Origin of the sequence: Haloferula helveola, assembly GCF_037076345.1 — a bacterium.
Classification (GTDB): Bacteria; Verrucomicrobiota; Verrucomicrobiia; order Verrucomicrobiales; family Akkermansiaceae; genus Haloferula; species Haloferula helveola.
Genome location: NZ_AP024702.1, coordinates 1,696,883 through 1,721,070, shown reverse-complemented (window position 1 = coordinate 1,721,070; position 24,188 = coordinate 1,696,883). Strand labels below are relative to the sequence as shown.

The following is a 24,188-nucleotide window of genomic DNA, read 5'->3' as shown; positions in this document are numbered from 1 at the left end:
GAAGTCAGGCAGGGCTCAACGAAATGAAGGGAACGAGGGAATCGCCGGCTGTGGGGAAAACAAAAACTTCCAGTAGCACGCTAGCCGATCGCGGGAGTTTGTCCATCCCCCGAGAGGGGGAGAAGGTCGGGTTTGATTCGTGTCGGGTTTCTGGAAGGATGGTGGGCGAGACCGAAGCGGTCGCTGCCAACCCATGAAAGTCGCGCACCCGGATTCGTCGGCGATCGCAAGCGTCCCGCAGACGCTCCTCCGATGCGTCCATCGCGCTACCGGAATACGGGTGGCTGTCGCCGCCGTCTTCGGACTGATGGGATGGTCGTGCGCGCTGAAGGCGTTGGACGAGGAGGAGTCCGCCAGTGGTTCGGCATCGAACGCCGAGGCGGTGACATCGGCAAAGCAGGCGTGGGAAGTCGGTCCGTGGATCTGGAGTCCGGAGACCTACGACAAGCAGACCTGCCGGCTCTGGAGGTCGTTTGTCATTCCCGCTGATGCGGAGGTCGAGCACGCGCGGATCCGGATCTCGGTCGACAACGGCTATCGCCTGATGCTCGACGGGCGTGAGATCGGATCCGGAAGCGACTGGCGGAGTGTTACCGAATATGAACTCGGCCGGCAGTTGAAGCCGGGTCGGCACGTGGTGGCGGTCGAAGGTTTCAACGACAACCGGGAGGCGGGCATGCAGTTCGGCCTGCGGGTCGATTTGTCGAATGGCGAGGACATCGAGGTCCTGTCCGACACGGACTGGCGGATTGCTCCCGCCACCGTCAACGGTTGGGAAAGCATCCGGGAGGCGCCGCCGGGCTGGGGGCATGCGATCGAGGTCAGCTCCGACCTTCCCCGCTCCGACCAATGGCTGAAGCGGGTGCCGACGATGCTGGTGAAGGTGAATGTGGCTCCGCCCGTGGACATCCGCTTCTGGCAGTATGGTTGGTTCCAGGCGCTGCTGTGGTGTGCGGTGGCGTTTGCGGTGTTTCTCTGTCTTCGCCTGATGGCCCGCATTTCGCTGCACACGAACGCACAGGAGCTGCTGAACCGCGAGCGCGACCGGATCGCGCGGGACATCCACGACGAGTTGGGTGCGCGTCTGACCGAACTCGCGCTCGAAGGCGAGGTCATCCAGACGGAATTGCCGACCGACTCGCTGGCGCGGCCGCGGCTCGAGGCGTTGTGCGAAAAGGCACGGGCGGTCTCCGGCGCGATGGATGAAGTCGTGTGGATGGTGAATTCCCGGCGCGATACGTTGCGGGACTTCGCCAACTATGCCTGCAAGCAGACGCAGCGGTTTCTCGAGGCGCTCGAGCTCCGGTGCCGGCTCGATGTGGATGGCGACCTGCCGGATGTGCCTCTCGATCTTCCCTTGAGGAGAAGTCTGCTGCTGGGCGTGAAGGAAGCGGTCAACAATGCCGCGAAATACTCGGGTGCCTCCGAGCTTTTCCTCCGGATCCACGTCCGGGGGCCGATCCTGTCGGTGGTGATCGAGGACGATGGCAAGGGCTTTGAAACGGAATCGGCGGATCCGCTGCGCAACGGGCTCCGCAACATGCGGGAGCGGATGGAAGAGGTCGGCGGAGTGTGTCGGATCGATTCCCGTCCAGGAGAGGGATGCCGCGTCGAGTTCGAGGTGCCGATCCCGAAGGCCGGCGTACGCGGTCGCGCGCCGGCGAGATCCGGCACGCTGGTGGCCGCGGTCACCCCATCCGCGCTAGCGGGAAAACCAAGATCCGAGGGAGTGAAGTCATGAGTGAAGAAGCGATGCAGGAGAGAAAAGGGGCGACGTGCATCCGGGTGGCGCTGGTGGAAGACCAACTCGACACCCGGGAGAGTTGGAGGCGGTTGATCTCGTCATTCCCCGACTTCGAATGCACCTGTGTCTGTGCGTCTGCCGAGGACGCCCTCCGGATGATCCCCGAGAACTTGCCGGACGTGGTGCTGATGGATGTATTCCTGCCGAGGATGTCGGGCATCGAGTGCACCGCGCGCCTGAAGGCGATGAAGCCGGACATCCCGATCGTGATGCTGACGGCGTCCGACGAGGACGAGATCCTCTTCCTCGCGCTGGAGTCCGGCGCGGATGGCTATCTGTTGAAACGGACGAAGCCGGCCGATCTCCGAGCGGCTTTGCTGGACGTGCTCAACGGAGGAGCGCCGATGACCAGCGAAATCGCCCGCCACGTGGTCGCCTCTTTCCGGAAGAAATCCGGACTCTCCGATCCCTCGGTGGCCCTCACCCATCGCGAGGAGGAAACGCTCGTGCTGCTGACCAAGGGTTATTCGAACAAGGAGATCGCCGACCATCTTGGCATCGGGATCGAGACCGTCCGCAGCCACCTGAAGAACATCTACACCAAGATGCATGTCCGCTCCCGTACCGAAGCCGTGGCCCATTACATGTCGCGGCGCCTCGGCTGAAACCCACGTTAGTCGGCAAACCACGCCAGCACGTCCTTGAGCGTGTCGACGATCGCCTCGCCCGGGCTCATGTAGTCGCCGTCGGGCAGATCGGCACCGGAGTCCGGCGGGAAGTTGCGCGAGGCGCGTCTTGCCCGCTGTCTCTGGATATCGACCGACTTCAGTCGCTCCGCCTTGCGGGTTTCGTGTGCCTGGTGGAGGTGCTTTCCTCCCGCTCGCCACCATTCGAGCATCCGCCTCAGCTCACCACCTTCGACCCACACGCCATGGGTCCCGCAACGGTCGAGGATGACCCCGCTCTGGCCGCCGAAGTTGAGGTGGCTCATCATTTCCCGGCACATCGGGCAGCGCAGGTAGATGACCTCGTGGTTGTAGCCGAAGTTCTCCGAGATCTCCGAAAGCCGCTGGCGGTCGAGCCAGACCAGCGGATTGGTTTTCGCTTCCAACAGAGCCTCGAGTTCACCCGGATTGAAGAACAGGCCGAGGCAGGACTCGCAGCGCTCGATGCGGATCTTCGGATCGGCGTCGAACTCGATCACGCTCAGGGTCGATTCACATCCCGGACAGGGCAGGGATCCGTCGTTACCGAGGTCGCGGAAATGGATCTGCTGAAGGTCGACATCCTGCCGTGTGTTGCAGAACGGACAGATCGTCAGGTTGCCTTCAAGCCGGCCTCCGCAGTGAGCGCATTTCACGCGCCGAGCTTCGTCGCCGACGCTTGTTGCCCGCAAGGGGAAAGCCTGGGGGGAATTGGAGCGGCGCGCCTGTTATACTCCTCATGCAGCCGGCTTCCCTCGGCTCCGCGAGCTCGCTCGGAAGTCAGTAATCTCGCTCCAGAAGATACTCGGCGATCTGGCGAAGCCGGTGTGCCTTCCTGCCGAAGGGTTCAAGGGCCGACATCGCCTTCTTGGTCAGGCGGTGGGCTTCCTTGCGGGCCTTGTCGAGCCCGAGGATGGCCGGGTAGGTCGCCTTGGCCACGGCCTCGTCCTTGCCGGCGGTCTTGCCGAGCTTCTCGGTGGTCTGCGTGACGTCGAGGATGTCGTCGATGACCTGGAACGCGAGCCCGAGGGCGTGACCGAAGGTGGAAAGCGACTCGAGTTTCCCATCGGTGGCGTTGGCGCTCATCGCGCCGAGCCGGATGCTGGTCGTCAGAAGCGCCGCCGTCTTGGCTTCGTGGATCTTCACCAACTGCGCCTTGGTCAGGTCCTTGCCCTCACCCTCGAGGTCCATGACCTGGCCCCCGATCAGTTTCGTCGAACCTCCGGTGATCGCGAGCTCGGCGACGAAGGCCGCCAGCGGATAGCGCCGGGTCGGTGACGACTCGGACAGCACCAGGAATGCCTCGGTAAGGAGTGCGTCACCGGTCAGCACCGCCATGCCGTCGCCATAAACCTTGTGGCAGGTCGGCCGGCCGCGCCGCAGGTCGTCGTCGTCCATGCACGGCAGGTCGTCATGGACCAGCGAGTAGGTGTGCATCAGTTCGACCGCGCAGGCCGAGGGCAACGCGGCATCCGGATCGCCCCCGCAGGCTTCGGCGGCCGCGAGGCAAAGGACGGGACGCAAGCGCTTGCCGCCGGCGAACAGGCTGTAGCGCATCGCCTCGTGCACCGTGGCCGGCCGTTGCCTCGCCTTCGGCAGGAAGGCATCGAGGGCCGCATCCACCTCCGCGGCGCGGTCGGTCAGGTATTGCTTGAGGTCGTCCATGAGGATGGGGGATTCACCGCCAAGACGCCAAGGTCGCCAAGGAGGAATTCAGGTGGGCCGAACGGGGAGTCCGGGCGGTTCCGGGTCAGAGCAGCTCGGCGATCTGCACGGCATTGAGGGCCGCTCCCTTGCGGACCTGGTCACCGACGACCCACAGGTCGAGCGCGTTCTTGAAGACGAGGTTCTTGCGGATGCGTCCGACGAGGCAGTCGTCCTGACCGGTGGTGTCGAGTGGAACAGGGAACTGTCCGTTGGCCGGATCGTCCTTCACTGCGACTCCAGCCTTTCCGGCGTAGGCGGCTCGTGCCGCGTCGACATCGACCGGTCGTTCGAACTGGGCGGTGATCGAGATCGAGTGCGAACGGTAGACCGGCACGCGCACGCAGGTGCACGAGACTTTCAATTCCGGGAGACCGAGGATTTTGCGGCCCTCGTTGAGCATCTTCAGCTCCTCCTTGGTGTAGCCGTTGTCGGTGAAGGCGTCGACCTGGGGGATCACGTTGAAGGCGATCTGGCGCGGGTAGACCTTGGGTTCGAAAGTGCCGCCGGTGGCGATCGCATTGACCTGCTCCTCAAGCTCGACGATTCCCTGCGCGCCCGAGCCCGACACGGCTTGGTAGGTCGAGGCGATGATCGAGCGGAGACCGAAGGCTTCGTGAAGCGGGGCCAGCCCCATCAGCGCGATGATGGTCGAGCAGTTCGGGTTGGCGATGATCCCGCGCGGGGCGGTGCGGGCGGTGTCCGGATTGATTTCCGGGACGACCAGCGGCACGTCCTCGTCCATCCGGAAAGCCGACGAGTTGTCGATCACCACGCAGCCGGCCGCGGCCGCCGAGGGCCCGAATTCCTTCGAGATCCCGCCGCCGGCGGAAAACAGCGCGATATCGATCCCCTCGAACGAGTCGTGGGTGAGTTCCTTGACCTCGATCTCTTCGCCGCGGAAGGGGAAGCGTTTGCCGGCCGAGCGGGCGGAAGCGAGCAGGGTCAGCGACTTGACCGGGAAGTCGCGCTGCTCGAGGCACAGGCGCATCTCTTCGCCCACCGCACCGGTGGCGCCGACGATCGCGAGGTTCTTGGGTTCGCTCATGGAATCGGAAGGGGCGGGCAGTGTAGGGCCCGATGCGCGGCTGGCAATCCTGTCGTGCGTTTCCCATGACTCCGGGTGCGGAGGGTCGCCTGCGTGTGATTTTTGAACCGCGAATGGACGCCAATGGACGCGAATTCCGATACCGGCGAAGGGAATCCGATCGGATGGGGCTGTGAAGCCCGGGGACCGTAAGAATCGGACCGGCATGGCCCTTGGTTGGGAGAGATTTCCCGTTCATTCATGTGAATTCGCGTTCATTCGCGGTCCATCAATTCGAGGGTTGAACGCCGGATTTGCCGCCCCGGCTTTTACCTTGCGCGGTCGGGTCGGGTCGTTAGAGTGGGCGCGTTGTTGCCAGTCGGCAGCTCCACCCAAACATCGAACTACCTGACCTACTCAGATCATGAAAATCGTGAAGATCGCCCTCCTTGCCGCTGCAGCCGCCGGTACTTTCCTCGCCACTTCCTGCTGCGAGAGCGCTCCGGCTCCTGCTGCTCCGACCTACGTGGCTCCTGCCAAGTAAGGATTTCGGACTCCTCCGGCTGACCGCCGGGAGAGAAACAATGACTTAAAACCGGGGCGGACTGCTTGACAGTCCGCCCCGTATTTTCGACAGCATTCGCAGTCAACGTCACCAAAAACCAATGATGATCCGATTTCTTGCCGCTCTTAGCGCTTCCGCCATCGCCCTGATCAGCGCCTCCTGCTGCTGCACCGGCGAACCTGCCGCACCGGCCCTCCGCGAACTTCCGCAGTTCCAGGAGATGCCAGCCGCCGTGGAATACTCCAAGTAAGCGGTCTCTCCGATCCCAACGATTTTCAAGCACCGGCCTTCCCAAGGAGGCCGGTGTTTTTTTTGTGCTCTGATCCCGGCACGGCGCCTGCAGGTGAGGGCTCCGTGAAGCCTCTGTGAATTCCAACTTCGCCTCCTTTTTATCATTTTCCTAACACCGGCGACGCTTCAGGGGTTTTAGACCGTCAGACTTTTTCATTCTCCGATCCCCATGTCCCAGGAAGCCACCGCCCCGTCCGTCGACGCCGCCCGCGAGGCCGCGCAACGCATCTCCACCGAGCTCTCACGGGCGATTGTCGGCCAGGACGCCATCGTCGCCGCGCTGGTCGGCTCGCTATTTGCCAACGGCCACTGCCTGTTGGTCGGCGTCCCCGGGCTGGCAAAGACCCTTCTGGTCCAGTCGATCGCCAAGGTCCTCGGCCTCGACTTCAGCCGGATCCAGTTCACGCCCGACCTGATGCCGTCCGACATCCTCGGATCGGAGGTCATCCACGAGGTCCAGGGCCGAATGGAGTTCGAGTATCGGAAGGGCCCGATCTTCGCCAATCTGGTGCTGGCCGATGAAATCAACCGGACGCCGCCGAAGACGCAGGCCGCGCTGCTGGAGGCGATGCAGGAACGCCGCGTGACGATCGCCGGCGAGACCCGGGCGCTGCCCGATCCGTTCCTGGTGGTGGCGACCCAGAACCCGATCGAGCACGAGGGGACCTACCCGCTGCCCGAGGCCCAACTCGACCGTTTCATGTTCTCGCTCGACCTCGGCTACCCCGACCGCGACGAGGAGATCGAGATCGTCCGGCGGACGACGATCGGAGACTTTCCCACGCTCAACGCGGTGGTCGGTCCGGAGGAAGTCCGGGCGCTGCAGAAGCTCGTCCGGGCGATGCCGGTGGCCGACCACGTGCTCGGCTACGCCGTCGACCTCGCGATGGCGACCCGTCCGGCGGAAAGCACGGCATCGCAGGTCGCCAAGGACTACCTCGAGTGGGGCGCCGGACCGCGAGCTTCGCAGTACCTCGTCCTCGGGGCGAAAGCGATGGCGCTCCTCAACGGCCGTGCCGCACCGGCCTGCTCGGACATCCGGGCCGTCGCGCCGGCCGTGCTCGGTCACCGGATCGTGCCGAACTACCGCGCCACCGGCGAGGGCAAGAAGGCATCCGTCCTCGCCGCCGCCGTGACCGCCGAGGTCAAGGAACCGAACTACTGAAAACCGGCCCCGGATGACCACTCTCCCGGATCTCACCGAACACCTCCACGTCGGGGGGCGCTTCTGCTACCCCGACTGGGAGGCGATCGGCGAGATCATCGAGGAGAAGCTTCCGGAGTCAGAGAGAAGCGATGCGTGGATGGACGTCTCGCACCAGTGGGTCAACCGGATCCGCTCCGGACTGGGTGGTGGCTACCAAGTCCACGAGACGCCGAACTTCCTGCTGGTCACCGAGGCTCCGGATCACGTGGTCCGGGGTGCCAAGGAGTTCCTCGAGGAAGCCCTGAAACGGATCCTCGGAAGCCTTCACGGTGTGACGTCCGATGACGGCTACGGGAAGCACGTGGTGTTCATTTTCGGCAAGCTCGCCGACTACTATGACTACATCGATCCCTTCTATCCCGACGGCGAGCATCCGATGTCGGGAGGGGTTTGTCTGAGTGGCGCGGGCTATGTCCACTTCGCGCTGCCGGCAACCGACTACTCGTCCTATCGGACCGTCTTCGTCCACGAGTTGACGCATGCATGCGTCACCCACCTCCCGATCCCGACGTGGCTCAACGAGGCTCTCGCGATGCGGATGGAAGAGTGGGTTTGCGGCACACAGGTGTTTCACCTCGATGCGGAGATGTATGGGAAGCATGAGGACCACTGGAATGAACACACCATCCAGCAGTTCTGGACCGGTGAGTCATGGAACCTGCAAGGGGACAGCTTCGAGTTGAGCTACAATCTCGCGCAGGTGCTGTGGCGGAAGATCGAGGTCGACATCGGTCCGCCACGCGAGGTGCTGCTCGAGTTCGCCGCGAAGGCCGATTGGGAGGATGCCGGTGAAGGGGCGTTTCGCGCGCTCTTCGACTTGAGTCTCGGCGAGCTCGTTGCCGATTTCCTTGGCGAAGGTCCATGGGCGCCCGACCCCACGATGTGGCCCGAGCCCGGACAAGCTCAGACCAAAACCGCCTCCAGCCGGTTGCCGGGTGGTCTCGCCTTATCCCGAACCTCAACCGTTTCCTGATCAGCCGCCATGTCGGATCCGCCACCCATTCCCTCCCGGTTTGCCCGCGCCAAGGCGCTGGCGGCGGAAGGCGCACCGGTGCCGCCGCCGATGCCGCAGCGGGATCAACCGCCGGCTGCTCCGGTGGGAGCACCGCCTCCGATGCCGGCCACCAAGGTGAAGAAGGTGGAGGTTCCGGATCGCGAGAAGCAGCGTGAGCGGATGGCCTCGGGCTTGCTCGATCCGCAGTCGCTCGACCGCTACCGGCATCTCGTTGCGTTCGCGCGGACGGCGGTCGAGAGCCGCTTCGCCGGTCGCCACAAGTCGCCGGACCTCGGCAGCGGGGGAGAGTTCGCCGAGTTCACCCACTACTCGCCCGGACTTCCGACCTCGGGGATCGATTGGCGCCAGTACGGACGGAGCCGCAAGCTCTACATCCGTCGCTTCGAGGAGCTCTCGGACATGACGGCGCATCTGGTCGTCGATGCTTCGTCCTCGATGCGCTTCAGCGGGCCGATGCGCGAGTCGAAGGCGATGCGGGCCGTCCGCACCGCAGCCGCGCTCGCCTACCTGATGACCCGGCAGGGGGACAAGGCGTCGCTCACGCTTTTCAACGATCAGGTCCGCCACCACTTGCCGGCCGGCGGCACGCGTCGCCATCTCCACCAGATGCTCCGCGCGCTGGTGACACCCGGCTACGAGGCGGCGGGCAAGACCGACATCGCCGGCTCGCTTGCCGCGACAGTGCCGTTTCTCAAGCCGCGCGGTCGCGTGGTGATCCTGTCGGATTTCCTCGGAGAAGATGCGGAAGGCATTCTCGATGCCATCGGGCCGTTGATCCACCGCCGCCACGAGGTGCTGATGCTCCAGCTTTCCGATCCCGACGAGCGGACGCTCCCGGACGTCCACCTCGCGCGGTTCGTCGACATGGAGACCGGCGAGGAAGTGCAGGTCGAACCGGCCGAAGTCCGGAGCCGCTTCGAGAAGACCGTCACACAGCGAACCGAAACGCTTCGCCAAGGAGCCCTGAACCGCGGCGTCGATTTCGCCGTCCTGCGAACCGAACGTCCCTACCGCGAAGCCATCGAGGCCTACCTCGGGTTCCGCCAGTGGAATAGCCTCTGATGAACTTCCTGCAGCCAGGCTTTCTGATTCCCTTTGCGGCGGCGGTGGCGATTCCGCCGCTGATCCACTGGCTCAGCCGGCGGTTCCCGAAGAAGTTCATGTTCTCTTCGGTCGATGACCTGAAGCGGACGATGGTCGGGCGCTCGCGGCTTTTCAAGTGGCGGCATCTTCTTCTTCTGCTCCTGCGCACCTTCGCGATCGCCGCGCTTCTCACTGCCTTCCTGCTGCCGGTCACGGGGCTCGACGGTGCGGATCCGAAGAAGGGCGGACGACGGGTGATCCTGATCGTTGATCACTCGCTCTCGATGACCGCCGCGGAAAGCGGAGCGACCGCCCGCTCGCGGGCGATCGGTGAAGTACGACGTTTGCTGGACTCGTTGGGACCGGATGACCGGTTCCAAGTGATCCTCGCCGGACGCTCGCCGCGTGCCGCATTTCCGGATTTCTCCGACCACCGCGCAGCGGCCCTGGATTTCCTGAAGGAGGCGACACCGCCCGCGACCGCCGCCGACATCCAGGCGGCCTGCGCGCTGGCATCATCGATCGGCGAGGTGCAGATCGATCCGCCCGATGTTTATTTCTTCTCCGACTTCCAGCGGAAGAACTGGGCCGATGCCGCCTTCAACCGGTTGCCGGAAGGCTCACGGCTGGTATTCGTGCCAACGACCGGAAACCCGGAGCGCCCCAATCACGCGGTGCTCGGTGTCGAACCGGGGCCGACCGCGCCGGTGGCGGGTGCGCCGTTCGAGGTGATCGCCCGCATCGGCAACCATTCGCCTGACGCATGGCGCGGCAAGGTCGAGGCGCGTTTCCTCGACGGTCCGACCACCGAGACGGAGGTCTCGCTTCCGGCGTGGGGCGAGGTTGAAGTGTCGCTCACGCTGGGCGTCCCGGCCTCGGGCCTGCTTCCGCTGGTGGTTTCGCTGCCGCCCGACGACCTGCCGCTCGACGACGAGCGCCGGCTGGTGATCGAGGCCGGCGATCAGGAGGAAGTGGTTTTGCTCACGCCCGACTCCTACGATCCGGCCGCGCCCGAGCCGGTTCTCTTCATTGCCACCGCGGTGAATCCCTACGGTCCGGGCGAGGGTGCCTACCGGCCGCGGATGATCGAGCCCTCCAAGCTCGACGCTACCGAGATCGGCGGAGCCACTCGGATCATTGCCAACCGTCTGCCGCTACTCGGCGACACCGCGACCGACACACTTGCCGGCTTCCTGCGCGGCGGGGGTGGGGTGGTGTGGTTCCTCGATGGACCGGCGGCGAATGACAACCTGCTTCGGCTTTCCGCGAGCCTCGGGATCGAAGCGCCGCTGCGGGTCACCGAAACCTACACCCGTGACCAGATGCCGGACGGTGCGCTGCGGTTGGCCAAGGGCGATTTCGACTCGCGCTTTCTCAAGCTCTTCGCAGGTGAACGGAGGCAGAATCTCGGACTGCTCGAGTTCTATGAAGTCCAGCGCGCGGCGCGCGGAGCGGACAGCAAGGCCCTGCTGACTTTTGCCGACGGCACGCCTGCGATGGTCGAGATCCAAGCCGGCCTCGGCACCCTGCTGGTCTGCAACTTCTCGGTTTCCGAGAGCGCATCGAACCTCGCCCGCCAGCGTCTTTTCCCGGCCTGGATCCATGAGCTGCTGCGTCGCCTCGATACTTCCTCCAGCACGGCCAACGACCGCTTCCTTCCCGGCGATCCCCTGAATGCCGAGGCGTGGACCAGTGAGGTCGCCGGGCGTGACCTGATGGGGCCGGACGGCGTGCCCGTTCCCTATCACACCAATCTCAGCGGCGAGCGTGCGTCGGTTTCGTTCACCCCCGACCAGCCCGGCTTTTACCGGCTCAAGGGACCGATCGGTCAGGACATCCTCGCATTTGCGGTGAATGCCGATCCCGGCGAGTCCGACCTGCGCAGCCTCGACCCTACCGTGCTGCCCGACCGCGCGAGCGGTCAGGGAGTCGAGGGGGCGACCGCGATGGAGCAACTCGGCAGCTTCTCCGATCTCCTGAACGGCCGCCCGGCGTTCTACTGGTTCGTGCTGCTGGCCCTTCTCTTTCTCGCCTTCGAGTCGCTCGTGTTGCGCGGCACCGCTCCGAAACCCGCATGACCTGGGACCCCGTCATACCCCTCCACTGGATCGCGCTGGCCGCCCTGCTCGCGCTCGGCAGCTCGTTGTGGGCGGCGGTGCGGGCGAACAAGCGTCTCGGAAAAGGCCGGGCTACGATGCTTACCGTAGTCCGCATCCTTGCCATTGCCGGCATCCTCGCGCTGCTGCTGCAGCCGTCGAAACGCGAGGTCCACCATCCTCCGGTCCGGCAGCGTTCGATCCTGGTCGCCATCGACACCTCGGCCTCGATGCAGACAGCCGATCTGGATGGTGCGACCCGTTTCGACATCGCCCGCAAGACGGTGCTCGAGGATCTGCTGCCGTCGGCGGGCGACACGCCGGTCGATCTGTTCCTTTTCGATCACACCGCCCGCCCGGTCAGTCCGGCCGGATTGGAAGGCATCCCGGAAGCGGACGGTGACGAAACCAAGATCCACAGCTCGGTCGAGCGGATCGTCGCGAGCACCCACAATCCGCCGCCCGCCGGGCTTTTCCTCTTCACCGACGGCCACGATTTCGAAGGAGAACCGCCGAGTCGGACCGCTCGCGCCGCGCGGGCGCGGGAAATTCCGATCTTCACCGTGCCCACCGGCACGCCCGCCACGGCGCCCGACGTTTCGCTGCGGATCGCTTCATATCACCCGTACACTTTCATCGGCCAGTCGACGCGGCTGTCGGCATCGATCCGCACCAGCGGGTTCCCGAACCAGCAGATCGTCGTGGATCTGCTGCGCGATGGCAAACCGGCCGACTCGAAGACTCTGGAAACCGGCGCCGCCACGTTCCTCGACGTCGATTTCTCGGTCACCGAGGAGGAGGCCGGGCAATACGAGTACACGATGCGGGCGCGTCCGATGCCCGGGGAAACGGAGACGGCCAACAACTCGACGTCGACCTTCCTCAATGTCGTCGACGACAAGCTGCGCATCCTCGAGATCGAAGGTCGGCCGTACTGGGACTCGACCTTCCTGCGTCGCTCCATCACCCGCAACGACAAGTTCGAGATCGACTCCCTGGTCGCGTTCGCCGAGGGCCGCGTGCGGGCGATCCGATCCGACCCCGAGCTGGTCGCCGAGGCACTCTCGCCGCCGGCCAAGATGGAGGACTTCAACAACTACCACCTCGTCGTGCTCGGCAAGGAAGCGGAGCGGGTGCTGGGAGAAACCGGCATCCGGGCGCTCGAACAGTGGGTGAAGGAAGGCGAGGGGATCGTCATCTTCGCCCGCGGGCGGGCGTGGACTCCGGAGATCGGCCGAGATCTGGAACCGATCACCTGGGGCGACAAGGCGCGCACCGGCGTGGCGCTCGACCTTTCCGCGGTGAACAACTTCCCGCCGCTGCGAATCCTGCAGGAGGCGCGTCGCGAGGACGCGCAACTGAGCTTCGACGCGCTGCCGGGAGCCTCCGAGCCGAAGACATTGGCGACGGTTTTCGGCCGCACGCTCGAAGACCAGCCGGCGATCGTTTACCGGCGCTACGGCAAGGGTCAGGCGCTGTCGCTTGGCATCGCCAACGCGTGGCGCTGGGTGTTCAACGAGCGTGCCGAATTCGACAACAACGCGTTTGACCGCTTCTGGGACCAGACCGCCCTTTGGTTGCTCGCCAACCGCGGCCTGACGCCGCTCTCGGGTTTCAGCTTCACCGCCAACTCGGCGAACATTCCGATCGGCGAGACGATCAGCTTTTCGCTCAGCGCCGCCGGCGTTGAACTCCCGCCCGAAGCTCCCGCGATCACCGTTTTCTTCGACGGCCGCCCGCTGACCAAGCTCTCGATGTCGAAGGGTGAGGGGCTGAGTGGATACAGTGCGACCTTCAATCCGGAGAACCCCGGTCGCTACGAGGCGGCGATGACCATGCCCGACGGCGAGCGCAAAACGGTCCGCTTCATCAGCTATCGACAGAACCTCGAACGCGTCGAGACCGCCGTCGACATGTCCTACCTGCGCGCGCTCTCACGGGCATCCGGTGGAACCCGCATCGAGCCAAAGGATCTGACCGAAACGGTCAAGCAACTGCTGATCGAAACCGGCCGCCAGGACCCGATCGAGCGGATCCGTCCGATCTGGCCCACCGCTCCGTTCTTTCTCTTGCTGATTCTTCTGCTATCGATGGATTGGTACCTTCGCCGAAAGTGGGGACTCGCCTGATCCCAACCCCGACAACCGATGATTCCCGAACTTCAGAACTCTCTTGAACGCGCCGGACGCTCGCACGTCCGCCACCGGGTGCTGGGCATCGTGCTCAAGGCGATCCCGTGGGCCGTCGGTCTGCTGGTGCTCTGCTTCGCGATCGACATCATCGCGCACCTCCCCGCCGGCGCGCGAGAGTGGATCCGCAACGGTCTCATCATCATGACCGTCCTTTTGCTCGGAGCGGCACTCGCGGTGGCGCTCCTGCGCCACCCGCCGGTCCTGCGCACGGCACGGATGATCGAGGACCGTCTGCCGGAACTCGACTCGAGGCTGATCAATATCCTGCAGCTCGAGTCGCAGGTCGAGGATCCGGACAAGTCGGAGGTGACCCGTCAGCTCGCGCGGCGGGCGGTCGATGACGCCGCACGCGATTTGCCGATGGCCAAGTTCGCGCCCGCGGTGCGTCCGCCGCAGCTGGTCCGAAAGCTCGTGTTCGCGGCGCTGGTGCCGGCATTGCTGGTGGTCGTCACGCTTGTCTGCGGTGAACCCGGAGCCCGCGAGTGGGCGCGTTTCCTCGATCCACACGGCGACCATCCGCCGATTTCCTTTACCCGTTTGGCAATCATCGATCCGGCGGAAGACGGCTACGCGGTGCCGTTTCGCGACGCGTTCCGAGTGACGGTCGAAGCCGGTGGCCACCGCCCGAAGGAGGTCTTCCTGACCGGAGTCACCGAGGAGGGCGTCAACCTCTTCACCCTGCCGATGGCGCAGATCGAGAAGGGCAAGTTCGGGGTGCGCGTCGAGGATGTCCGCGAACCGCTCTACGTGTATGCCCACACCGAGGGCGAGTCGGCGCTCAGCACGCGTCGACACATCGACGTGATCCTGGAGCCGCGTATCGAGCGGGCGTGGGTCACGGTCGAGCCACCTGCCTACACCGGACAGCCGTCGCAGAAGATGCCCTTCGGTTTCAACGGCCTGCGGGCCTTGGAAGGCGGCATGATGAAGTTCGAGATCGAGTCGAACCGGCCGCTGGGTCCGGGCCGTATCGTTTACGAAATCCCCGGGAAGGATCCGCAGGAGTTTCCCTTGGTTCCGGAGGAAGCGGATTCGGTGGAAACGGTGATCGGCAACGTGCCGGCGCTTGCGACAGGGCGCTTGGTCTTCCACATCGAGGATGTCGATGGCCGGGCCGCCGGCGAGACACCGTCGACTTCGGTGACCGTGACCCACGACGCCGAACCCGCGGTGAGCCTGCTTTTCCCGACCGAAGACACCTTCGTCGTCGAAACGATGACGATCGAGCTGATCGCGGAAGCGGCGGATGACATCGGGCTTCGCTCGATGCGCCTTCACACCGGAATCGATGGCGAGTTCAGCGAACCCGAGACCGTGCGCTTCGATCCACCGGGCGAGACGCGTCATCGGATCAAGCGCAAGCTCGACCTCCCCGCGCTCGGATTGAAAGCGGGCCAGACGATCACGGTGTTCGCGGATGCGCTCGACGGCGCGCCCGATCCGCACTTCAGCAAGACCGAGCAGAGGACCCTGACCCTGATCACTGAGGACCAGTACAACGAGGCGCTGAGGCGTGAGGCCGATGTCGCGCTGATCGCCGGCAAATACGAGGCGGTGCTCGAACGGCTGCGCGAGGCGGTCGAGGAGCAGAAAGCGATCGAGGAACAGCTCGCTGCGGCCAAGGAGTTGCCGCCGGAAGAAGCGACCGCCGAAGTCGGTGAGGCGTTCCAGCGCCAGCAGAACCTGAACAAGCGGCTTGAGGGGATCGCCCGCGACATGCGCGACGTGACCCGCGACAATCCGGTTTACGATTTCGAGAAGGATCTCGCCGAATCCCTCGCCGAGCGGGCGGAGGAGATCGAGAATTCGGTCGAGCAGAACCGCCAGGATGTGGATGAAGCGCTCAAGGAGTCGGCCGCCGGCGAGCCGGTGAAGCCGGAGGAACGCGAGGCTCTCGAGAAGGCGGCCCGCGAGCAGAAGGAGCGGCTTGCCGAAGAGCAACAGCAGGCGGAGGAGCAGGTCCAGCAGCCGCTGGAGGATCTTGCCGACTTCCACGAAATGCTGAAGAACTTCAACCAGCTGCGGAATCTGGCTGAGGAGCAGCGCCAGCTCGCCGAGGAAGCGGCAGCGGCCGACCGCGGTCAGGAGCAGCTCACTCCTGAAGACAAGGCGGCGCTGCGCGACCTCGCCAACCGCGAGCGCCAGCTCGGACAACGCCTCGAACAACTTCAGGAGAAGCTGCGTCAGGATGCCGAGCGAATGCGCGACAAGATGCCGGAGATGGCCGAGGCCGCCGAACAGCTGGCGGATCAGCTTGAGCACAATGGTCTTCCCGGCCAGGCCCGCGATGCCGCCGGCGAGATGCTCGAAGGCGACGCCGCCGGTGCGAATCAGCAGGCGCAGCGGCTCAAGGAACAGCTTGAGGAGATGCTCGGCGGTCAGCCGGGGCAGGGTGGCCAACCGGGCGATGCTCCGGGCGAGCAGGCCGCGGGTGAGCGGCTCGCGCAATTGCTTCAGGGATTCGGCATGCGGCCGGGCAACAATTTCCAGCAGATGCTCCAGTCGCTGCGCTTCACCCCGCCGGGCATGGGCATGGCCCAAGGTGGTGCCGGGATGGGCATGGGCGGCATGCAGGCGCAGGGGATGATGGACGGAAATCCGCAGGCGATGCTCGGTGGAGAGAGTCTCAAAGGCGGCGACATCGCCCGCCGGCTGTCCGGCATGGGCGGCGGCCAGGGAATGGGTGGTGGTCCGGGTGAAGCGGTCGAGTCGACCGAACTCGCCGCCGAGGACATCCGCTCCAGCCGTCGCACCGACACGCCGGAATCCGCAACACTCATGATGGAATACGAGGACGTCGCCGACGCCTACTTCGACCGACTGACCACTCCCAACCCCTGATCGACATGAAACGAATCGCTCTCATTTTCAGCCTGCTCGTCGCGCCGCTGGTGGCCGACGAAGCCCAGCGGATCAAATGCGGCAACCTGGTGTATGGCAAAGGCCAGACCTCGGTCTGCTTTGCCGATGCCTTCCTCAAGGACGCGGCGCGCGAGACCGGCATCGACATCGATCCGAGCTTCAGCCGCATCGCCCTCGCCAAGCCGGAGCTGTTCAAGACGCCGATGTGCGTCTTCACCGGTGAAGGCGACTTCCAGCTCACTCCCGAGGAACGCAAGAACCTCAAGCGCTACCTCGAGAACGGCGGATTCATCATGGCCAGCCCGGGCTGCTCCGATGCTGACTGGAACCGCGCGTTCCAGCGCGAGATCAGCGCCGCATTGCCGGAGTACAAGTTCGCCGCGCTGCCGATGGACCACGAGCTCTTCTCCACCGTCCACAAGATCACCGAGGTGCGGACTTACTCGAAGTCGGTCAAGCTGCAGGGGCTGCAAATCAATGGCAGGCTCGCGCTGCTCTACTCTCCGGAAGGCCTGAACGACGTGCGCAACGCATCCGGATGCTGTTGCTGCGGCGGCTCGGAGATCCAGCAGTCGCGACAGGTGAATGTGAACGCGCTGGTCTACGCCCTTCTCCACTGAGATGCGCCGGCTCCTTTTCCTCGCCGCTCTGGTTTTCGCGTCGTGCGAAAAGAAGCCGGTCGAAGTCGGCGAGCAGTCGCTGACGGTCCACTTCACCTGCGACACGTTCGGACGCCTCGAGCCGTGCGGTTGTTTCACCGGCCAGCATGGTGGCATGACGCGGCTCCGCACCTGGCTGCAAGGGCAGGACCGTGATGGTCCCTCGCTCCGGCTCGATGTCGGCGGTGCGCTCGCCGGGAGCCACGACTATGACCGCATCCAGTATGCGTATCTGCTGCGCGCCTACTCGGCGATGGGCTATCGAGCGTTGAATATCGGCGGTCGTGAAGCGGAGGTGACCGCGGATCAGCTGAAAGCCATGACGGCCGGCAGTCCGGTGCCGATCATCTCGGCCTCGCTGATCGATGCCTCAACCCGCGAACCGCTGTTGGATCCTTACGTGATCGTTGAGGACGGCGGTCGGAAGATCGGGATCCTCGGATTGATCGATCCCGCCTCCTGTCCCGACCCCGGCAAGGGTCTCGCGATCCTCGACATGCCCGCAGCGGTCGACCGGGTGCTGCCCGACCTGAAGGAGAAGTCGGATGTCATCATCGTGCTCGCCTTCACCGGAAATCCCGGGATGGAGCAGCTTGCCCGATCCTATTTCGAGTTCGACATGATCCTCGGCGGCGACGTCCGGCAACCGGCGCAGTATCTCGAAACGGTCAACGAATCCGTCATTGCCTACACCACGAACGAGGGCCGCACGGTGGCCACGATGAAGGCGACGATTTCCGCCGGCGAGCGACCGCGGTTGGTCGATCCGAGCTACAAGGTCGAGCTGCTGCACGAGAAGATTCCGCAGGATCCCGAGTTCCGGCAGATGGTGAAGGAATACCGCGAGGAGATCCGGGAGACCGAACTCGATGTCGACCGTCCGGGCGAGAATGGTTCGTCCGATGCGATCCCCGGTGTGACCGCGGCCGCCACCTACGTCGGCTCCGAGAGTTGCCAGGCGTGCCACCAGGACGAGCACGCGGTCTGGGCGAAATCCGGACACGCCCACGCCTTCGAAACGCTGGTGAAGCTGGGCGCCGAGTCCGACCCGCACTGCATCAAGTGCCACACTGTCGGTTTCGGCGAGGAGTCCGGTTACCGGCGCGAGTATGGAGCGAACAAACTCACAGGCGTTGGCTGCGAGTCATGCCACGGACCGGCTTCGGAGCACGTCTCGGAGATGACTTCCGGACGACCGAAGCGCTTCAAGTTCCGCCCGCTCGGGGCGGCCGACTGCACCGGCTGCCACTACGGCGAGTTCTCGCGGCCTTTCGACTGGGAGAAGTTCTGGCCGCACGTCCGCCACGGCGATGACGGACCGTGATATCACCGGCGTAGTTCAGCCTTGGGCCAGGCTGGCCGATACGTCGCCCTCGAGCTTCAGCTCTTCCGCAACTCCTTCCGGCAGCGGCACGCCCAGTTCGGTGAGGACGTGCGAGATCGGGCGGATGTTGTTGTTCAGAAGGTTCAGCATGTAGCTTTGGTCGACTCCTTCGAACGACTCGATCAGCTTGCGGGCGTTCTTGTAGCGGGTGAAGTAGTGGTAGACCGCGTAGCCAACCGCGCCGGACTCGATCATGATCTGACGGCAGGCGGTGTGCGCCTCCGGATCCGTGGTCGCGCTTTTGAAGTGCTTGATGAACTCCTCCCGCCGCGGGTTGTTCTCGTGGAGGCAGAAGATGATCAGCAGGTTCTTGCAGGTGCTTTCCCAGTCAGGCGAGATGATCTTGTAGATGGCGTCGGTGATGTCGTCGTAGATCTGGGACATGTCGCCGACCGCGACGCCGAGTTCGTACATCGGCTGCTCCCACTCCGGCCGCCCGGCCATGATGGCGCCGAGCTTCAGGTTGCGGCCGACCTGCTGCGAGCTCTTGCCGTGAATGACCTTCCAGTAGTTCGCCTCGGGGTCCGGATTCGGCAGGTCGCCGCTCATGAGAAGCGCCTCCACTTCCTGGGCCGCGGAGGCCGCGAGCAGCAGGTCGGACATTTCGTCGGCGAGCCGCTGGCGGACCTCGTGGGGAAATTCGCTTTGGCCGATGAGCTTGTAGACGGCGACCAGCAGGGCGCCACCGAGGTTCGACTTGCGGCCGTCGTCCATGCCGAAGGCGGGCTTCGACTCGTCGCGGTCCATGACGTCGTCGATCAGGAAGCTCGCCAGCGCGGCGGCGTAGATCGCGGCTTGGACGGCGATGGTGTCGCGCCATTCCGCTTCGGGAGTGAGCATCCGGTAGGCGACCAGAGCGGTCTGGCCGACGCCCGCCTCGTAGTCATCGATCAGCGGGCCAAGTCCTGCGAAGTCGGCCAGTTCGGGCATCGCCCGCAGCATCTCGGCGGACTTTTCGAAGTCTTCATCAACCGCGTAGCTCATGGGGGAGGGAGTAGGGGGTAGGGGAGGAAAAGTGAAGCCCGGGGCGCGACCGCACCCCGGGCTTCGTAAATCGACCGTAGCCGAAGATGGCTTCAGACCGGTTCCGACGGGCCGCTCAGGCAGTACCAGAAGCTGGTGGCGAGCTGGAGATTGTCGATGTAGGCGATGCTGACCTTGGTCGTGACGTCATTGGCGATCTGCATCAGTTCGTTGGTCGGCACTTTCTCCATTGCGGAGAGGAAGCTGTTGATGTTCATGATGTTATGTATCTGGGGTGGGAGGGTTCTCAGACCGGGGCGTCGAGCGCCCGAATTCCACGAACCCGCTGCGTGCAGACTACCAAGCTTGGCATTCTTCGGTCAATTCGGGATGTCCTGATGCTGCCCCCTTGCATCTGAAACAAAGAAGTCCGGAGCGCGGTCGCACTCCGGACTTCGAAATTTGAGGGATTACTTGGCCAAGGTTCAACCGGCAGGGGGTTCGGAAGGACCACTCAGGCAGTACCAGAAGCTGGTGGCGAGCTGGAGATTGTCGATGTAGGCGATGCTGACCTTGGTCGTGACGTCATTGGCGATCTGCATCAGTTCGCCGGTCGGCACTTTCTCCATGGCGGAGAGGAAGCTATTGATGTTCATGATGTTATGTATTTTGGGTGGGCGGTTTATTGAGCCGGGACGTCGAATGCCCGACTTCGAGAAACCAACCGTCCGGAGACTAGCAAGCGCGGCGTTCCCCGGTCAATTCAGGATCCTCCGCCCGCCTCGGAGACAGAAAAGCCCGGAGCGCGGGTGCGCACCGGGCTTTGGAAGAGGCTAGGTATGGGGTCGCGTTATTCGGCGTTCGAGGACGGGCCGCTCAGGCAATACCAAAAGCTGGTGGCGAGCTGGAGGTTGTCGATGTAGGCGATGCTGAGCTTGGTCGTGACATCGCTGGCGATCTGCATCAGCTCGTTGGACTGCACTTTCTCCATCGCGGAGAGGAAGCTGTTGATATTCATAGGATGGCGTATTCAGGGGTGTTGGTGGAAACCGGCCACCCGCTTTGGTGAGCCGTTTCCAACTAAACACCAAGCTACCCGATGTCGGGTGATGGGGTCAATTCGGCAGCTTGTCCGTCTCCGGAAGATTCCGTGAAGCAAAGAAGACCCGAGGCGCTTTCGCACCCCGGGTCCTCCAATGTTGATCCGAAAGGGCCGAGGTCAGCTCTCGACCGAAGACGGCCCGCTCAGGCAGTACCAGAAGCTGGTGGCGAGCTGGAGGTTGTCGATGTAGGCGATGCTGACCTTGGTGGTGACGTCGCTGGCGATCTGCATCAGTTCGCTGGTCGGCACCTTTTCCATGGCCGAGAGGAAGCTGTTGATATTCATGATGTCGTGTTCTTTGGGTGTATTCAGTTTGTGTTGAAGGTCCGAAGACCTCCCCCGAGGCTAGCTTGGGCATAGCAGAAACGGGACCAGAGGGTCAATTCGGGAGCCTTTCGCGCTGAGTCATCCGGGCCGAGGGATGACGGGAGACCTCCCGCGGAGGATTGATCGCGCTTTGACAATCCCCTCGCACTGAATCAGTTTTCCGCCCCCCGCCGTCGCCCACCGGGCCGTGGCGGGCAGGCCGTGAGCCGGTGATTTCCACCCTCGCCGCCTCCATTCATCCACCGAGAACATGGGCAAGAGCCTCTACCAAAAAGTCTGGGAATCCCACAGCGTCGGCACGCTGGCCGACGGTCGCACGCAACTCTTCATCGGCACCCACCTGATCCATGAAGTCACCTCGCCGCAGGCCTTCGGGATGCTTCGGGATCTCGGCCTGAGCGTGAAGTACCCGAAGCGCACCTTCGCCACCATCGACCACATCGTGCCGACGGTGAACCAGGACGCGCCGGCGGATCCGTTGGCGGCCGACATGATGAGCGCGCTGCGGCAGAATGCCGACGAGTTCGGGATCACCTATTTCGACCTCGCCTCCGGCAAGCAGGGCATCGTTCACGTCGTCGGTCCGGAGCAGGGCATCACCCAGCCCGGCACCACGATCGCCTGCGGTGACTCGCACACCGCGACCCATGGTGCCTTCGGCGCGATCGCATTCGGCATCGGCACCACCCAGGTGCGCGACGTGCTCGCCACCCAGACCATGGCGATGGAGCCCCTGAAAGTGCGTCGCATCGAAGTCAACGGCACGCTCCGTCCGGGAGTCTATGCCAAGGACGTCACGCTTCACATCATCCGCCTGCTGGGTGCGAAGGGCGGCATCGGCTACGCCTATGAGTATGCCGGTGAAGTTTTCGACAACATGACGATGGAAGAGCGGATGACCGTCTGCAACATGGCCATCGAAGGCGGTGCGCGCTGCGGCTACGTCAACCCGGACCAGAAGACGGTCGATTACCTGAAGGGCCGCCCCTACGTCGACATGGACGACTTCGAAGCGACCGCCTCCCGCTGGCTGTCCTTCGCTTCCGATGCCGATGCCGTTTACGACGACATCGTGAAGATCGACGCGGCGGACATCGAGCCGACCGTGACGTGGGGAATCTCGCCCGACCACGGGATCGCCGTTTCCGAAAGCATTCCGGATCCGGCTACGGCCGAAACGCCCGAGCAGAAGGCGACCATCGAGGAAGCCCTCGCCTACATGAAGTTGCCGGCCGGAACGCCGATCAAGGGTGTAAAGATCGATGTCGCCTTCCTCGGATCCTGCACCAACGGCCGGCTGTCCGATTTCCGCGAAGCCGCCCGTTTCCTCAAGGGTCGCAAGGTGGCCGAAGGCGTGAAAGCCATTGCGGTCCCGGGATCGCAGATCGTCGCGCACCAGTGCCAGCAGGAAGGTCTCGACAAGATCTTCGAAGAGGCCGGATTCGAGTGGCGCGGCGCCGGGTGTTCGATGTGCCTCGCAATGAATCCCGACAAACTCGTCGGTGACCAGATCTGTGCGTCGTCCTCGAACCGCAACTTCAAGGGACGGCAAGGCTCGCCGACCGGCAGGACGATCCTGATGTCACCCGTGATGGTGGCGGCCGCCGCTGTCGAGGGAGCCGTGGCCGACGCCCGCGAGGTGTTCGACATCGCCCACGCCGCAGCCTGAACGATCCGAGACTGATGATCCGAAAACTGATCGCCTGCCTGATCGCGCCGGCACTTGTCCTGATTCCCGCAACCGCCCAGGAGGATGGTCCCAAGCACCCGCTCCGTCCGCTGCTGTGGAAGGTCGAGGGGAACGGATTGGAGAAGCCGTCGTGGTTGTTCGGGACGATTCACCTTGGCGAGGGGCCGCTGGGCAAACTCCACCCCGCTGCGGACAAGGCGCTCGCCGGCAGCGACGTGGTTTACACCGAGGTCTCGATGGACCCGGCCACGCAGCTCGGCATGGCGAAGCATTTCATGCGCACCGACGGCAAGACGTTGTCGGCATCGATCGGTGAGGAGCTGACCAAGCAGCTCGAAGCCGAACTCGCAGCGGTTCAGCCCGGCTTGACGTCGGGAATCTTCCAGTCGTTCAAGACCTGGGCGGTGGCGGTCACGATTCCGCTGCTGAAGGCGCAGCTCGGCGGTTCGCCGCCGGTCGACCGGATCGTCTGGGATAAGGCGACGGAAGCCGGCAAGGGGACGGTGGCGCTGGAGAAGCCGGAGGACCAGTTCGGGATTTTCGATGACCTGAAGGAGGAGGAACAGATCATCTTCCTTTCCGAGAGCCTCCGCCTGCAGAAGGAATCCCGGGGGAAGGAGGAGGACCCGGTCGCCCATCTGGTTGAAGCCTACGTCTCCGGTGACCCGAAGAAAATCGAGGGTGCGATGGAGCACCAGATGAACGAGATGGCGAAGGGCGAGCACAAGGAGCTCGGCGAGAAGCTCCTCAAGCGCCTGCTCCAGGACCGCAATGTGACGATGGCCAAGACCATGGCCGAGCGGATGAAGGTGGATCCTGCCAAGTCCCACTTCTTCGCGGTGGGCGCGGGCCACTATCTCGGCAAAGGAAACATCGTCGGCCTGCTGACCGACCGCGGCTACACCGTCACCCTCGCGAATCCCTGACTTTCACCACCATGGCACTCGAAAAGATCACCTCTGTTTCCGGTCGCGGCGTCCAAATTCCCGGCGCCGACATCGACACCGACCGCATCATTCCGGCCCGCTTCATGAAATGCGTCACATTCGACGGACTCGGCGAGTACGCGTTCTACGACGTGCGCTTCGATCCCGAGACCGGCGAGAAGACCGATCACCCGCTCAACGACCCGCGCTTCAATGGCGCCGAGATCCTGATCAGCGGTGTGAACTTCGGCTGCGGCTCGTCCCGCGAGCACGCGCCCCAGTCGCTGAGCAAGTACGGCTTCAAGGCGGTCATCGCGCAGTCCTTCGCGGAGATCTTCTTCGGCAATTCGACGACCCTCGGCATGCCCTGCGTCACCGTCCCGGCATCGGCGATCGCCGAGCTGCGCGCGGCGGTCGAGGCGGATCCTTCCACCGAGATCACGATCGATCTTGAGAAGAAGGAAGTCCGCACGTCGGCCGGGCAGAGCTTCGCCTGCGAGATCCCCGAGTCGGCCCGCGACGCGCTGATGGCGGGTCGCTGGGATCCGATCCAGGAGCTGATTGACAACGGCGGGAAGATCGAGGCGACGGCGGAGAAGCTGAACTACGTCTGAGCGGGGAGCGGCACCTTTGGAGGTGCCGGGGAG

Annotated in this window: 22 protein-coding genes; 14 read left to right on the top strand and 8 right to left on the bottom strand. The window is 64.2% G+C overall.

Features of this window, described 5'->3' with window-relative positions:
* Positions 1–193 precede the first annotated feature (193 nt).
* Both HAHE_RS06280 and HAHE_RS06275 read left to right on the top strand, forming a co-directional pair.
* Positions 194–1,741, top strand: coding sequence for an ATP-binding protein (locus HAHE_RS06280; protein WP_338689486.1), 1,548 nt, complete (start codon positions 194–196; stop codon positions 1,739–1,741).
* Positions 1,738–2,409 carry a response regulator transcription factor gene (locus HAHE_RS06275; RefSeq protein ID WP_338689484.1) on the top strand — a complete coding sequence of 224 codons (672 nt, stop codon included), beginning with the start codon at positions 1,738–1,740 and terminating at the stop codon, positions 2,407–2,409. The genes HAHE_RS06280 and HAHE_RS06275 overlap by 4 nt, the downstream gene beginning before the upstream one ends.
* Positions 2,410–2,417: 8 nt before the next feature.
* On the opposite strand, the gene HAHE_RS06270 is transcribed toward HAHE_RS06275, so the two are convergent.
* The 3 genes from HAHE_RS06270 to HAHE_RS06260 all read right to left on the bottom strand — a co-directional run bounded on the left by HAHE_RS06270 (position 2,418) and on the right by HAHE_RS06260 (position 5,200).
* Positions 2,418–3,104, bottom strand: coding sequence for a zf-TFIIB domain-containing protein (locus HAHE_RS06270; RefSeq protein WP_338689482.1), 687 nt, complete (start codon positions 3,102–3,104; stop codon positions 2,418–2,420).
* Positions 3,105–3,228: 124 nt separating this feature from the next.
* Positions 3,229–4,113, bottom strand: coding sequence for a polyprenyl synthetase family protein (locus HAHE_RS06265; RefSeq protein ID WP_338689480.1), 885 nt, complete (start codon positions 4,111–4,113; stop codon positions 3,229–3,231).
* An 85-nt stretch (positions 4,114–4,198) separates the two neighbouring features.
* Positions 4,199–5,200 carry an aspartate-semialdehyde dehydrogenase gene (locus HAHE_RS06260; protein ID WP_338689479.1) on the bottom strand — a complete coding sequence of 334 codons (1,002 nt, stop codon included), beginning with the start codon at positions 5,198–5,200 and terminating at the stop codon, positions 4,199–4,201.
* 644 nt (positions 5,201–5,844) lie between these two features.
* Between HAHE_RS06260 and HAHE_RS06255 the strand changes: the two genes are divergently transcribed.
* The 9 genes from HAHE_RS06255 to HAHE_RS06215 all read left to right on the top strand — a co-directional run bounded on the left by HAHE_RS06255 (position 5,845) and on the right by HAHE_RS06215 (position 18,473).
* Entirely contained in the window at positions 5,845–5,994 is a 150-nt protein-coding gene (locus tag HAHE_RS06255) for a hypothetical protein (protein ID WP_338689477.1), read from the top strand.
* 210 nt (positions 5,995–6,204) lie between these two features.
* Positions 6,205–7,200: an AAA family ATPase gene (locus tag HAHE_RS06250; protein WP_338689476.1), complete on the top strand. Its 996-nt coding sequence runs from the start codon at positions 6,205–6,207 to the stop codon at positions 7,198–7,200.
* 13 nt (positions 7,201–7,213) lie between these two features.
* Positions 7,214–8,215: a hypothetical protein gene (locus tag HAHE_RS06245; protein WP_338689475.1), complete on the top strand. Its 1,002-nt coding sequence runs from the start codon at positions 7,214–7,216 to the stop codon at positions 8,213–8,215.
* Positions 8,216–8,224: 9 nt separating this feature from the next.
* Positions 8,225–9,319, top strand: a complete 1,095-nt coding sequence (locus tag HAHE_RS06240) for a DUF58 domain-containing protein (protein WP_338689473.1) — start codon at positions 8,225–8,227, stop codon at positions 9,317–9,319.
* The gene (locus HAHE_RS06235; protein ID WP_338689472.1) at positions 9,319–11,418 is read left to right on the top strand and encodes a BatA and WFA domain-containing protein; all 2,100 of its coding nucleotides are present in this window, start codon (positions 9,319–9,321) and stop codon (positions 11,416–11,418) included. Before HAHE_RS06240 ends, HAHE_RS06235 begins: the two co-directional genes overlap by 1 nt.
* Positions 11,415–13,565, top strand: a complete 2,151-nt coding sequence (locus HAHE_RS06230; RefSeq protein WP_338689471.1) for a vWA domain-containing protein — start codon at positions 11,415–11,417, stop codon at positions 13,563–13,565. The genes HAHE_RS06235 and HAHE_RS06230 overlap by 4 nt, the downstream gene beginning before the upstream one ends.
* A gap of 18 nt (positions 13,566–13,583) precedes the next feature.
* A complete protein-coding gene (locus HAHE_RS06225) occupies positions 13,584–16,469 on the top strand; it encodes a hypothetical protein (protein WP_338689470.1) in 2,886 nt (961 codons plus the stop codon).
* 5 nt (positions 16,470–16,474) lie between these two features.
* The gene (locus tag HAHE_RS06220) at positions 16,475–17,110 is read left to right on the top strand and encodes a DUF4159 domain-containing protein (protein ID WP_338689469.1); all 636 of its coding nucleotides are present in this window, start codon (positions 16,475–16,477) and stop codon (positions 17,108–17,110) included.
* A gap of 1 nt (position 17,111) precedes the next feature.
* Positions 17,112–18,473, top strand: a complete 1,362-nt coding sequence (locus tag HAHE_RS06215; protein ID WP_338689467.1) for a multiheme c-type cytochrome — start codon at positions 17,112–17,114, stop codon at positions 18,471–18,473.
* A 15-nt stretch (positions 18,474–18,488) separates the two neighbouring features.
* Here the strand turns inward: HAHE_RS06215 and HAHE_RS06210 are convergent, their stop codons facing one another.
* The 5 genes from HAHE_RS06210 to HAHE_RS06190 all read right to left on the bottom strand — a co-directional run bounded on the left by HAHE_RS06210 (position 18,489) and on the right by HAHE_RS06190 (position 20,883).
* The gene (locus HAHE_RS06210) at positions 18,489–19,517 is read right to left on the bottom strand and encodes a class 1 isoprenoid biosynthesis enzyme (protein ID WP_338689466.1); all 1,029 of its coding nucleotides are present in this window, start codon (positions 19,515–19,517) and stop codon (positions 18,489–18,491) included.
* Positions 19,518–19,609: 92 nt separating this feature from the next.
* Positions 19,610–19,774 carry a hypothetical protein gene (locus HAHE_RS06205; protein WP_338689464.1) on the bottom strand — a complete coding sequence of 55 codons (165 nt, stop codon included), beginning with the start codon at positions 19,772–19,774 and terminating at the stop codon, positions 19,610–19,612.
* Positions 19,775–19,981: 207 nt separating this feature from the next.
* On the bottom strand, positions 19,982–20,152 hold the full coding sequence (locus HAHE_RS06200; RefSeq protein ID WP_338689463.1) for a hypothetical protein: 171 nt from the start codon (positions 20,150–20,152) through the stop codon (positions 19,982–19,984).
* A 194-nt stretch (positions 20,153–20,346) separates the two neighbouring features.
* Positions 20,347–20,514 carry a hypothetical protein gene (locus HAHE_RS06195; RefSeq protein WP_338689461.1) on the bottom strand — a complete coding sequence of 56 codons (168 nt, stop codon included), beginning with the start codon at positions 20,512–20,514 and terminating at the stop codon, positions 20,347–20,349.
* 201 nt (positions 20,515–20,715) lie between these two features.
* On the bottom strand, positions 20,716–20,883 hold the full coding sequence (locus HAHE_RS06190) for a hypothetical protein (protein WP_338689460.1): 168 nt from the start codon (positions 20,881–20,883) through the stop codon (positions 20,716–20,718).
* A 292-nt stretch (positions 20,884–21,175) separates the two neighbouring features.
* Between HAHE_RS06190 and leuC the strand changes: the two genes are divergently transcribed.
* The 3 genes from leuC to leuD are packed head-to-tail and all read left to right on the top strand — an operon-like array spanning position 21,176 to position 24,155.
* Positions 21,176–22,594 (top strand): 3-isopropylmalate dehydratase large subunit, encoded by a 1,419-nt coding sequence (leuC, locus tag HAHE_RS06185; protein ID WP_338689458.1) that lies wholly within the window; start codon positions 21,176–21,178, stop codon positions 22,592–22,594.
* Between the two features lie 14 nt (positions 22,595–22,608).
* Entirely contained in the window at positions 22,609–23,541 is a 933-nt protein-coding gene (locus HAHE_RS06180; RefSeq protein ID WP_338689456.1) for a TraB/GumN family protein, read from the top strand.
* Positions 23,542–23,552: 11 nt separating this feature from the next.
* Positions 23,553–24,155: a 3-isopropylmalate dehydratase small subunit gene (gene leuD, locus HAHE_RS06175; RefSeq protein ID WP_338689454.1), complete on the top strand. Its 603-nt coding sequence runs from the start codon at positions 23,553–23,555 to the stop codon at positions 24,153–24,155.
* The last annotated feature ends 33 nt before the right edge of the window (positions 24,156–24,188 follow it).